This window comes from Caballeronia sp. (genome assembly GCF_049581465.1).
GTDB lineage: Bacteria > Pseudomonadota > Gammaproteobacteria > Burkholderiales > Burkholderiaceae > Caballeronia.
Genome location: NZ_JBAUSA010000162.1, coordinates 1 through 12265, shown reverse-complemented (window position 1 = coordinate 12265; position 12265 = coordinate 1). Strand labels below are relative to the sequence as shown.

Genomic DNA, 12265 nt, shown 5'->3' with positions numbered 1-12265 from the left:
TCCCAACACGCAGCGCCACAATCTGCCGTCGCCAGGCAGCGCAATTGACGTGAGCTGGCGTCACGACGATTGCAAGATTCTCCCCAACGCCGCCACGCGCGGACAGCCTTTCCCCTTCGTACCTTCCGCACCTTCAATCGCCGCAGGAGTTAACTGACATGGACGCTAGCCATTCCAAATCGCGCCTCACGGGGCTCACGCTTGCCACCGCGCTCGGGCTGTTTGCCGCCGCATCGAACGCGGCCGAAACGCTTTCGGTGGTGACCTTTGGCGGCGCCTATGAGAGCGCCGCCAAACAGGCTTACTTCGAGCCGTTCACGGCGAAGACCGGTATTGGTTTTGTGACGGAATCGTACGACGGCGGCCTCGCCAAGCTGGCTGCGATGGAGCAGGCCAGGAATACGACCTGGGATCTGATCGATCTTGAATCGAACGACGCGACCACGGCCTGCGACGAAGGCCTGTTGCGCAAATTCGATCGCAAGACACTCGGCAACACCAGCGACTTCCTCCCGGGTTCGATTAGCGATTGCGCAGTCGCGAGCATGGTGTGGTCGACGGTGTACGCGTACGACGCATCAAAGCTCAAGACCGCGCCCGCGACCATCAACGATTTCTTCGACCTCGATAAATTTCCCGGCAAGCGCGGCATGCGCAAGTCGCCGAAAGTCGCGCTGGAATGGGCACTGGTCGCCGACGGCGTTGTGCCGGCCGACGTCTACACGGTACTGTCGACACCTGCTGGCGTTGATCGGGCATTCCGCAAACTCGGCACGATCAAGAAGAACATCGTCTGGTGGGAGTCCGGTGCGCAGGCGCCGCAACTGCTCGCCGACGGGGCGGTAGTGATGACGATGGCCTATAACGGCCGCATCGACGACGCCGCCAAAAAGGAGAACAAGCCGTTCAAGGCCGTGTGGGACAGTCAGGTCTACGACTTCGAATGGTGGGCGGTTCCGACCGGGGCGAAACATGCGGATGACGCAGCGAAATTCATCGCGTCCGCTTCGCAGCCGAAGAGCTATGCGGATCTGGCGAAGTACATTGCCTATGCACCGCCGCGCAAGGACGCGATTGCCTTGATCGATAAGCAGCGTCTGGTTGACCTTCCTACCGCGCCAGTCAACTTCAAGCGCGCGATCCAGATCAACTCGACGTTCTGGGCCGACAACGCGGATCAGATCAACAAGCGCTTCCAGGTCTGGCTCACGCAGCAATGACAACGCAACAGCACCGGGACTGACAAGTGACCGCGACTACCAATATGCCGGAATCAGCACGGGCAGTCATAGGCTCCGACTCTGGAACCGATGGACCGTCCACCTATGACAGGGCTCGCAGGCAGGCTTCGCTGCGCGCGCTATTGCTCGCCCTGCCATTGCTGCTCTTCCTGCTGGCAACCTTTATCGCACCCATCGCGATCCTGCTCGCACGCAGCGTGCAGAACCACGAGGTGCCCGACAACCTGCCGGTGCTGTCGCGGTCGCTCGAAGCATGGAATGGCATTGCCCTTCCCGATGAGCGTACCTTCGCCATCCTCGCCACGGAGCTTCGTCAGGCGTCGCAGGCGGGGGAGCTCGGGACCGTCGCGCGGCGGCTGAACTTCTATCAGCCGGAGTTTCGCAGTCTGCTGATGCACACGGCGCGTGCATTGCCCGAGACGCCGCCGCCGGCGTGGAAGCCCGCGCTGATCGAACTCGACCCGCGTTGGGGTTCACACGATATCTGGCGCATCCTGAAGCGATCCGCTGCCTCGCCGACTCCCGACTACCTGCTGTCCGCACTCGACGCAGAGGTCAGGCCGAACGGATCGCTTGCGTTTGTTCCCGACGATAGTGCGATCTACCTGCATGCGTTCGCGAGGACCATCTGGATCAGCGCGACTGTCACGTTGCTCTGCCTCATGCTCGGCTACCCCGTGGCCTACCTGCTCGCGACCTTGCCTTCAGCGAGTAGCAACCGCCTGATGCTGCTGGTGATCGTGCCGTTCTGGACCTCGTTGCTCGTGCGCACGACTGCGTGGTACGTGCTGCTGCAGCCGAGCGGTGTGATCAACAGCCTGCTGACGGGGCTTGGCCTGGTGAGTCATCCGTTGCCGCTCATCTTCAATCGCACCGGCGTGCTGATCGGCATGACACATATCCTGCTGCCCTACATGATTCTCGCGATCTATTCGGTGATGAAAGGTGTGTCGCCGGTTTATGTACGCGCAGCGCAGTCGCTCGGCGCGCATCCCGTGACGGCGTTCATTCGGGTGTACATACCGCAGACGCTGCCGGGCGTGGGCGCGGGCTGTTTTCTTGTGTTCGTGCTGGCGCTCGGCTACTACATCACCCCTGCGCTGCTCGGCGGAGCCGGGGACGAGATGATCAGCCAGTTGATAGCAGTACAGACGAACGAGCAGTTGAACTGGGGACTGGCGGGTGCGCTGTCTGCGTACCTTGTCATCTTTACGTCGGTGTTCTATTTCCTGTTCAACCGGCTTGTGGGCATCGACCGCCTGCGGTTCGGCTGATCCTGACCGACTGGGAGACTTTCATGCAGAATCTTCGTCATCGGGTGCTCTCGGAACGTTGCGCGTCGAAATGGCTGCGCGTTCATTCCGCCTTGACCCTGTTCTTCCTGATTGCGCCGATCCTGGCGATCGTTCCGCTGTCGTTCAACAAGGGGGCTTACTTTTCCTATCCGATGCAGGGCTTCTCGCTGCACTGGTATGCGCAGGCGCTCGGCAGCAGCGACTGGCAACGGGCTCTCGGGAACAGCATTGGTATTGGAGCCGCAGCGACGCTGATCTCGACGTGCCTCGGAACTTTGGCGGCGCTTGGGCTTAGCCGCGCCAATTTCCCCTATCGGTCCATCATCATGCCCCTGCTGATCTCGCCGATGATCATTCCGATTGTCGTCGTCGCCGCGGGTTTTTATCTGATCTTTGCGCCGCTAGGGCTGGTCAACACTTATACCGGCGTGGTGCTTGCGCATGCAGCACTGGGCACGCCGTTTGTCGTGATCACGGTCACTGCGTCGCTGCTGTCCTTCGATCAAAGTCTGCTGAGGGCGGCGGCTAGTCTGGGCGCGGCGCCGTGGACCACATTTCGACGCGTCACGCTGCCGCTGATCATGCCAGCGGTCGCGACGGGAAGTGTGTTTGCGTTCGCCACCTCATTCGATGAAGTGATCGTGATTCTCTTTGTCGGCGGTCCGAATCAGACTACGGTGCCACGACAAATGTGGAGCGGGATACGGGATCAGATCGATCCATCCATACTGGCTGTGGCTACCATGCTGATCCTGTTCGCGGTGGCGCTTTTCACATCTATCAACTGGTTGCGGGGGCGGGCGGCGGGGGCAGCGGTGGCTTGAGCATCGAGAGCTGTTCATAACGGCCTGCGTCCTCATCGAGACGATCGTACGCGAGGCGTCTCGACAACGCGACAAAGCCGTCAGGACGATGAATCCTGCGACTCGTTCAAGCTAGCAGGGTTAGCTTGCAAAAATATTTGACTGTGTATATCCGACAATGTTTGCTGCCATTGATCAGTATTTTGTGAAGTCGGGTTGCTAGTCAGATAAGGCTTCAGCAACGCTAGCAAGTCCGACGAGCTAGACGCTTTGGATGGTGCCGCGGTGCTCGAAACCAGCTTGCCCAGCATGTATGTGCACTTGTCCGTGGACTGGCTGGCTGATTGGTTTAACGACGCCTGGGTAATCTGTCCTTTTTGATAGGCAAGACTGGTTGTACTCTCCGCGTCGTCGTTGATCGTCATGTAGTCGTAATTTTGCGATTTAGGCAAAAGGGTAAGTTTCAGCGGTGCTTCCGATGACAATGGCGCGTGATAATTAGCGCTGAGATGGGATTGCTGCTGCTGCGAGATAGCCCCGTCCCATTGGTTACCTTGCACGTCGGTCTGTTGCGACACCTGATACGAAAAAGAGTCCATTTCACTTGGACGCATCGGATTGCTTGCTATCGAAGTATCGGTAATCGAAGCATTGAAATCATCCAGGCCCGTCAGGATGGCACTTTGCGCACCGCTTATCGATGGCGCATAGTCCGTGTCGGAGCCCGGTTGCGACGGACCTCCACTATTCATCTGGGTAAAAGCATCTCTGAACACGGCCATGAGTGACGCGTCTCCGTGACCCCGCGTGTTTGCGTCATCGAATTGCTGCAGGTACTCGTTAATGGCCTGGGTTCGTTGCTGCTGGTTGCCCTCGATCAAGGAGTCGCTCGCGTTCACGCTTAACTTGATCGTCCCGGACGGTTCCGTCACGCTGACGGTTTTCCCGGAGCTGTTATCCGCGAAGGCTATCGATTGAACCTGTTGTCCGTTGGTCGTTACACTAGACTTTAGACTTACCGACGCTAACACCGATGGGTCGAACTGGGTCAGCCCACTGACGTTAAGGCTTGGCGGGCTAGTGCTAAGTCCGTTGATTGCGCTTTGGAACGCACCGGAGAGCTTCGCGAGCGCACCTTGCTCTGCGGCGCTTAGGGGGCCGTTGCTCTTGGCGCTAACAGAGAGTCCGTCCTGGTTGCTATCCAGGGTAAGGTCAACTTCCACGCCGCTCTTCGTTACGATGGTGAGCTCAACATCGGCTTGAGTACCGCCTCCAATTTGCCCAAGTGAACCGCCGGAGTTCGCGTAAGTGGTCTGCACGGATTGCGAGAAGTTGGTGCCGGTACTGCTAAATTGATTCAGCAGAGCACTGCCTAAACCACTTAATCTACTGGCGAGCGATGGATTCACATAATTGCCGGCCATCAATGTCGATACGGCATCGGTCGAGTTACTTTCCCACGTCACCGTGGGCGTCGCGTTTGCCTGCGTACCGAGTGAAGTGTAGATCTGCAGGGGGCTTGCGGGAGTCGTCTGACTGAGTGTGACAATGACCGATGACGGCGGTGTCGCCGAATTCTGTGCGGCGGCCTTGCTCGCCGATGAAGCCGAGGTGCTCGTTGCCGGTAAAGACGAACTGACCGAGGGGATGGCTAGGTTCAATGATGACAAGGTTGTCATAGTGGAAGAGTTCGCGTTTTTGTGTATTAGTTTTTGTTTGTTTGAACAGCTAGGCGTAACGCCTTGTATAACGGCGGGCAAAGCAAAAACTTTATTTGTTTGCAAGCGGTCAGGCGAAATCGGACGACTGTCAAACCCATGCACGGTCATCCGGGCATGCGCGTTCGGCAGACGGGGAATTTGACGTACAGCTTCGATTGCCGAAAGTACTCGGGGGAAACGGCGGCGGCACGAATCCGGAGCAACTGTTTGCCGCAGGTTATGCCGCATGTTTCCACGGCGCTTTGAACCTTGTCGCGGCTAAGCGTCGCGTTGTTGACCTCCCCGTTCGGGCGGTGCAACGCGCCGTCGCTCGCTGTGTCCGTAAGCATCAATAGCTATCCTCACGAACTCGCTTGGCGACCATGGCGGCAAGAGAACCAGCGCCGCGGCGTCACGGTCTCTTGCACACGCTCCTCAATCTCCCGCCACCACTTCTCGCCGCGGTGCGGCGCGCTCAGATCCAGCCGCTCTCCCATGCGGGGCGTCGCAAGCGCAATACCCCTCGCGGCGCTGAGCCCGACGATGCGCTCGTACGGTTCCTGCCAGCGATGCCTCGCCAGATCGAATGTGCCGTTGTGAACCGGCACCAGCCAGTGGCCACGCAGATCGACATGTGCCTGTACGGTCTCGTCGGGCTGCATGTGTACGTACGGCCATTGGGCGTCGTACGCGCCGGTTTCGAGCAGCGTCACGTCGAACGGACCCAACCGCTCGCCAATCGTCTTGAATCCGTCGAAGTAGCCTGTGTCCCCGCTGAAGAACACGCGCAGAGCGTCATCGACGATGACCCACGAAGCCCACAAGGTGCTGTTCCCGTCGAACAGACTGCGGCCGGAGAAATGCTGCGCGGGTGTTGCGGTGAACGCCAGGCCGTCGATTTCAACCTGCTGCCACCAGTCGAGCTGGCGTATCTTCGACGCGTCGATACCCCACTCGATCAGGCGGTCGCCGACACCTAGCGGCGTTAGGAACACGCCCGTCGTTGCAGCGAGTGCCAGCACTGTCTCCCGGTCGAGGTGATCGTAGTGGTCGTGGGACAGGATCACGCCACGAAGCGGCGGCAAGTCGGCGAGCGCGATGGGCGGTGCATGAAAGCGCTTTGGACCGAACCGTCGGAATGGCGACGCACGTTCAGCGAAGACCGGGTCGGTCAACCAGAATTGGCCACGCAGCTTGAGCAACATGGTTGAATGCCCAAGGCGGTACAGGCTCCGGTCAGGCGCGGCGCGGAGCTGTTCAGGCGATAGCGCATCGACGGGCAGGGCGCTTGCCGGCGCCGTGCCGTCGGGCTTGTTGAACAACAAATTCCACGCGATGCCCAGCGTCTTGCCGATTCCTTCGACCGGACGCGGCTTGACGTTACGAAAGCGCTGACCGTCATGCTGAGCCGATTGGTCAAACAATTCACGCCCGCGTTGCGCTGCTGTCAGGCCTAAGGCGTGACGGATAGAACCGACTAACGGTGTCATGTAGGGCGTCTCTCGATCCATAAAGTAGACTGTTGAGTGTAGTTTATTTTCGAGAAAAGTAAACTGTGTAGTGTAAAATTTCCTGATGAATGCCAGTGACACTCCCCTCCGCCTGACCGACCGCAAGCGCGCCGCCGTGATAGTGGCGGCCATCGAAGAATTTCTTGCGGCCGGCTTCGACGGCACCAGTATGGATCGCATCGCAGCGCGCGCGAGCGTCTCGAAGCGCACGGTCTACAATCATTTTCCAAGCAAAGAAGCGCTGTTTGCTGCAATCCTGCGGCAGTTGTGGGATTCGAGTGATACGGGAGAGGCGCCTGCTTATTCCGCGCGGCGTCCGTTGCGTGCGCAGTTGCTGCAGCTGTTGCTGAAAAAGCTGAGCCTGTTAAATGACGAGGCGTTCCTGTCTCTCGCGCGCGTCGCGATCGCGGCAGGCATTCATTCGCCAGAGCGCGCGCGCGACATGGTGGCTCGCATGGGTGAGCGCGAAGAAGACCTGACGGTGTGGATTCGCTCAGCCGCTGCCGATGGCCGTCTCAAGACCTCGGACCCGATGTTCGCCTCGCAGCAGTTACAGGCCCTGGTAAAAGCGTTCGCATTCTGGCCGCAGGTGGCGATGGGCCAGCCACGCCTCAGCGTGGATGAACAAAGGCGAGTAGCGGAATCCGCAGCCGATATGTTTCTTGCACGCTATGCATGACTCGTTGGCGACGAGCGTACTACCTGGGGTTCTCGCGGGTTGTCACGTCTGAGTCTGCAAGCGACGTTGTCGGGAACACGCAGCCGCGGTTGTTCATGGACCATCTGAACGGACAAGTCGATTCACTATGAGATTCAAGCGATTCGGAACCGTGAGAATGAATAGTGCCGCAACGCCCAAGGGGCAGCGGCGGCGTTGCGTCCTCGGTGCCGGCCTCGCGCTGGACGTGACGTCCGTGCTGCCCAGGGCTCAGGCGACCTCCGCATCTCGCTACGTACAGCCGGATGCCGAGGGCTGGCCTGATGCCTCCCAATGGGCGGAGCTCAACGAAGCGGTGGGTGGCCGCCTTTCGCGGCTCACCCTGCCCGACCTCAGCGATCCTGCAATCCAGACGCTACTGACCAACCCGTTCTACATCGGCGAGCAGGCTGGCCTGACACAAAATTCCGGCTGGCTCGACGCATGGCAATCGTCGCCGAGTGCCTATGCCGTAGCGGCGACAAGCCCCGCAGACGTCGCCACAACGGTCGATTTCGCGCGCCGTCACAACGTCAGGCTGGTCATCAAAGGCGGCGGGCACAGCTACCTGGGCAGCTCTAGCGCGCCAGGCTCATTGCTGATCTGGACGCGCCCCATGAACACCATCGCCATTCACGACGCGTTCTCGCCACAAGGCGCAGGCGTTGCGCCCGTCCCGGCGGTATAGGTCGGCGCCGGTTGCATCTGGCTGGACGTCTACCACGCCGTCACCGGCGGCAGCGGGCGCTACGTACAGGGTGGCGGCTGCACCACTGTGGGCGTTGCGGGTCTGGTACAGATTGGAAGGAGGCGTTCTGGGGTGCGAACTATTCACGGCTCGTGGCTATCAAACAGCGCCACGATCCGGCGGGTCTTTTCACTGTTCACCATGGTGTCGGTAGCGAGATCTAGCCCAAGCAAAGCCAACAACCCGCGCGGGTCGAATGGTGCGTCTTACAGCACGGTTACGGGAAGAGCGCTCACTATCGGGCGGCTTCTAGGGCGCGCTCTAGGGCGTTCTCTGGATCGCTTGTCGCGCCCGGGCCAAAAAACTTCGATCCGGACCGCGATTTAGCATTTTTTTTTGACTAAGATTGATTCGATGCAACCGCAAGAACCGCGGAGGACGAGCCCATGAGAGCCATCCTGTGTATCTGTGCCATCGTGCTCGCGACGCTGTCGCCAGGTTGCTTCGCAGACTCGACCTCCTATCCGCCGTTGCCGGCGCTCAACCTCGATATCACGCAGACGTCGGTCTCCGGGCTCTCATCGGGCGGCTTTATGGCGGTGCAGCTCGGGGTCGCGTATTCGTCGATCATCAAGGGAGTGGGCGTGGTGGGGGGCGGCCCGTACTATTGCGCTCAGGACAGCTTGCTGATCGCGACAACAAAGTGCTCGTGCACGATCGTGCCCCCGGGCGTATGCGCAGTCACGCCGACGAGCACCGACGTGCCGACGCTCGTTTCGTTCACGAAGGCGTCGTCGGCGAGCCACAACATCGACGCCGCCGCGAATATTGCTGCGCAACGCGTGATCACGATTTCCGGCGCGGACGATGCCACTGTGCCGCGGCCCGTGGTCACGCAGCTGCAGGCGTACTACGCCGCGCTCGGCGTGCCGGCGCAAAACGTATCGGCGATCGAACTCGGCAATGCAGGCCACACCATGCCGACCCTGAACTATGGTGTGCCGTGCGAGAAGACCGAGTCGCCGTTTATCGGCAAGTGTCAGTTCGACGGCGCGAAGGCGATTCTCGGCTGGATCTACGGCCCCGATCCGCTCGCACCCCCGGCCGCGTCGACAAAGAAAGGGAGCTACATCCGCTTCGACCAGAGTCTTTATCTGCCGGCCGGCCCTGCTTCGGGTTTCGCGTGGACCACGGGCATGGATACCACCGGCTGGCTCTATGTGCCGGCCGCGTGCAATGCCGGGGGGCCTTGCCGTCTGCACATCGTGCTGCATGGGTGCGAGCAGGGCCAGGACTACTTGCCGCTCGAATCGCCGCCGGGGGGTGGCCTCCTCTTCGGCACTACGTTCGTCCGGCACGCGGGCTATGCCCAGTGGGCGGACAATAACCGGATCGTCCTGCTGTTTCCGCAGGCGGTGTCGATCCCCGGACTGAATCCAAACGGTTGCTGGGACTGGTGGGGCTACACGGGCGGCCACTTTGCCGATCAGCAGGGCGTCCAGTTGCGCGCGATCCGCAACATGATCGACAGGCTGGTTTCGGGCGCGACTCATTGACCAGTCGTGACCGATCGAAAGCGCAGGACTGCGGTGAATCCGGGAAGTGCAAGCCATGAAACTCGCAACCATACTTCGATGGGCCATCGCGGCAATGGCGGCGTTGCTGCTCGGCGCCGCTCATGCAACGACTTCCGGTGAGGCCTTCGGCGCTCCGGGCGCGGCGGCGGTGCATGGACCGTCGCAGAAGTCCTTCCTCGGGACCGCGCTGAGTCCGGCTTCGCAGGTGTACTTCACGGGGTATCGCGGCATTGTGTCCGAGCTGTATTACCCGGTGCTCGACACGACCGAGACCGTCGACCTGCAATTCCTCGTTGGCGATGCCGCCAGCACGTTCGTCGATGAGGAAAAGCTCCAGCCTTATAGTGCCGTGCAGACCGACCCGCGTACGATGAGCTGGAAGGTAACGACGGGCAATAGCGCTCACAACTGGCAGATCGTCAAGACCATCTACGCCGATGCCAAACGCAATTCGCTGATCGAACGCGTCACGTTCCAGGCGCTGAACGGGACGCACGTGAGCGACTACAACGTGTATCTGCTGTTCAAGCCGCATCTCGACAACGCCGGTTCGGGCAACACCGCGACGACCGCCACCGCCGGCAATGGCCGTGTGATGCTGGTCGCCAACCACAACCTACGCTACTCGGCGCTCGCAGCTTCGTTGCCGTGGAAAGTACAAGGCGGCACGAAGATGGTATCGAACGGCTTCTACGGCCAGAGCGACGGCTGGACCGATCTGCTTGGCGGGACATCGCCGCACTTGAGCATGCAGTGGACCTATTCGTCGGCGACCAACGGCAACGTCGCGCAGATGGGCTGGCTCGACTTTGGCAGCAGCAGCGCGACGAGCCTTTCGTTCAACGTCGTTCTTTCGTTCGACAGCACGTCCGCGAGCAGCGCGATGCAGACCGCGACTGCCACGCTCGGCGACAACCTCGACGGCCTGCGCACGCAATATGACAGCGCGTGGCATGCCTACGCCGCGGGCCTCTCGACGCAAGGCGGCACCGCCGACGATGAGTACTACCTCGCCGCGATGACGCTCAAGACAATGCAGGACAAGAGCAATGGCGCGATGATCGCGGGCATTGGTACGCCATGGGGCGAGACGCAGGGCGACAGCGACATGGGCGGCTATCACCTCGTGTGGTCGCGGGATCTCTTCAAGTTCGCCAATGCGCTGATCACGGCTGGCGATACGACGACGCCCGCCACCGTCGTCTATTACCTTTTCGATATCCTGCAACAGAAGACTAATTGCGGCACCGCCGAATACGATGCCGACGGTTGCGCACAAGGGTTCAGCCGCGTCGGCCGCTTCCCTCAGAACTCGTGGGTGAGCGGCTGGCCTTACTGGCAGGGGACGCAGATGGACGAGCAGGCGATGCCGATCCTGCTCGCGTGGCGTCTCGGTCCGGTCGTCTATGACGCGTTGTGGCCGCAGATACTTCTGACTGCTGATTATATTCTCCACACGGGACCCTGGACCTATCAGGATCGCTGGGAGGAGAATGCCGGCTATTCGCCATCGACTATCGCCGCTGAAGTAGCGGGCCTCGTCGCTGCTGCGCGCATCGCCGAAGACAACGGCGACAATGCACGCGCAGGCAGCTACCTGGCTGCCGCCGACTATTGGCAAGAGAACGTCACGCACTGGACCTACACCAACACCGGCTTTTACGGAAGCGGCAAGTACTACGTCCGCATCAATCCGGCGAGCATGAGCCAGTCGGGGAGCGGTCCGCAAATCTATGAACCCACCAGCTATCCCGACTCGGGGCAAACCTTTCTCGTGAAGAACGGCGGCGGCACGCAGGATGAGCGCGCGGTGGTCGACGGTGGTTTCCTCGAACTGGTGCGCATGGGCGCAAAGCGGGCGAACGACCCCACTATCGTCGGTACGCTTGCCGCCTATGATGCCGTGCTCGCGACGAACATGACGGACTCGAACCAGGCGCGGTTCCGCTACAATTTCGACGGCTACGGCGAACACAACGACGGCAGCGACTACAACGGCACCGGCGTCGGCCGCGCGTGGCCTATCTTTACGGCCGAGCGCGGCATGTACAGCATCGCGAGCAGTGGAATGGGCAGCAGCGGTACCGCGTACCTCAACGCCATAAAGACCTTCGCGACGCCGGAAGGAAATATTCCCGAGCAGATCTGGACCAACACCACGACGCTGCCCTACAACTGGCAGGTCGTGACGCCGCCGGGATTCACAGTCGGTGCGCCAACCAAGTCGATGGCGCCGCTCAACTGGGCGATGGGCGAGTACATCAGCTTGCTGGCGTCGATTCACGCGGGGAGGGTCGTCGATATTCCGTCCATCGTGTGCGCGCGTTACAGCAATTGCGTGATTGCGCCGGCGAGTGGGCAAGCCGGCGTCACGATCAACGTCAAGGCCGCGACGCAGCCGGGCCAGTACATGTATGTAACAGGCAACACGACCGCGCTCGGCAACTGGAACACGAATCTCGGACTGCCCGTGGACCCGGCCAACTATCCCGTGTGGAGCAACACGGTGAACCTGCCGGCAAGCAGTAGCGTTCAATACAAGTACTACCGCAAGAACGCCGACGCAAGCGTGACATGGGAGAACCTGCCCGGAGGAGGAAATCGGACGATGAACTTGCCGGCGTCGGGCGGGATTGTGTTGAACGATACGGTCGGGTGGTGAGGGTCGAGCGGTGGTACGGGTCGTCTTATCTGCTTCTATCAACGGCAGGCGGTTATGAACACTCACAATACGTGTTTCGTTCGCCCGGCGC

General features: G+C 60.7%; 11 protein-coding genes and 1 pseudogene. 10 read left to right on the top strand and 2 right to left on the bottom strand.

What is annotated here, in order from left to right; all coding sequences use genetic code 11:
• The first annotated feature begins 158 nt into the window (after positions 1 to 158).
• The 3 genes from WCA53_RS04160 to WCA53_RS04150 are packed head-to-tail and all read left to right on the top strand — an operon-like array spanning position 159 to position 3360.
• On the top strand, positions 159 to 1220 hold the full coding sequence (locus WCA53_RS04160; RefSeq protein ID WP_423905787.1) for an ABC transporter substrate-binding protein: 1062 nt from the start codon (positions 159 to 161) through the stop codon (positions 1218 to 1220).
• A 44-nt stretch (positions 1221 to 1264) separates the two neighbouring features.
• Complete coding sequence (locus WCA53_RS04155; RefSeq protein WP_423905790.1) at positions 1265 to 2515, top strand: ABC transporter permease; 1251 nt, start codon at positions 1265 to 1267, stop codon at positions 2513 to 2515.
• 23 nt (positions 2516 to 2538) lie between these two features.
• Positions 2539 to 3360, top strand: coding sequence for an ABC transporter permease (locus WCA53_RS04150; RefSeq protein WP_423905785.1), 822 nt, complete (start codon positions 2539 to 2541; stop codon positions 3358 to 3360).
• Between the two features lie 80 nt (positions 3361 to 3440).
• Here WCA53_RS04150 and WCA53_RS04145 read toward each other — a convergent pair whose 3' ends face one another.
• Entirely contained in the window at positions 3441 to 5000 is a 1560-nt protein-coding gene (locus WCA53_RS04145) for a hypothetical protein (RefSeq protein ID WP_423905782.1), read from the bottom strand.
• Between WCA53_RS04145 and WCA53_RS04140 the strand changes: the two genes are divergently transcribed.
• Entirely contained in the window at positions 4888 to 5202 is a 315-nt protein-coding gene (locus WCA53_RS04140) for a hypothetical protein (RefSeq protein WP_423905793.1), read from the top strand. The genes WCA53_RS04145 and WCA53_RS04140 overlap by 113 nt on opposite strands.
• A pseudogene (locus WCA53_RS04135) lies at positions 5114 to 5332 on the top strand (OsmC family protein); the annotation flags it as partial. The gene WCA53_RS04140 and the pseudogene WCA53_RS04135, both read left to right, overlap by 89 nt.
• A gap of 69 nt (positions 5333 to 5401) precedes the next feature.
• Here WCA53_RS04135 and WCA53_RS04130 read toward each other — a convergent pair.
• Positions 5402 to 6529: an MBL fold metallo-hydrolase gene (locus tag WCA53_RS04130; RefSeq protein WP_423905779.1), complete on the bottom strand. Its 1128-nt coding sequence runs from the start codon at positions 6527 to 6529 to the stop codon at positions 5402 to 5404.
• 85 nt (positions 6530 to 6614) lie between these two features.
• On the opposite strand from WCA53_RS04130, the gene WCA53_RS04125 reads away from it, so the two are divergent.
• The 5 genes from WCA53_RS04125 to WCA53_RS04105 all read left to right on the top strand — a co-directional run bounded on the left by WCA53_RS04125 (position 6615) and on the right by WCA53_RS04105 (position 12174).
• The gene (locus WCA53_RS04125) at positions 6615 to 7229 is read left to right on the top strand and encodes a TetR/AcrR family transcriptional regulator (protein WP_423905774.1); all 615 of its coding nucleotides are present in this window, start codon (positions 6615 to 6617) and stop codon (positions 7227 to 7229) included.
• Between the two features lie 157 nt (positions 7230 to 7386).
• Entirely contained in the window at positions 7387 to 7935 is a 549-nt protein-coding gene (locus WCA53_RS04120) for an FAD-binding protein (protein WP_423905770.1), read from the top strand.
• An 11-nt stretch (positions 7936 to 7946) separates the two neighbouring features.
• Positions 7947 to 8159: a BBE domain-containing protein gene (locus WCA53_RS04115; RefSeq protein ID WP_423905767.1), complete on the top strand. Its 213-nt coding sequence runs from the start codon at positions 7947 to 7949 to the stop codon at positions 8157 to 8159.
• Between the two features lie 222 nt (positions 8160 to 8381).
• Positions 8382 to 9491 (top strand): extracellular catalytic domain type 2 short-chain-length polyhydroxyalkanoate depolymerase, encoded by a 1110-nt coding sequence (locus WCA53_RS04110; protein ID WP_423905765.1) that lies wholly within the window; start codon positions 8382 to 8384, stop codon positions 9489 to 9491.
• Between the two features lie 55 nt (positions 9492 to 9546).
• Positions 9547 to 12174: a glycoside hydrolase family 15 protein gene (locus tag WCA53_RS04105; protein ID WP_423905762.1), complete on the top strand. Its 2628-nt coding sequence runs from the start codon at positions 9547 to 9549 to the stop codon at positions 12172 to 12174.
• Positions 12175 to 12265: the final 91 nt, after the last annotated feature.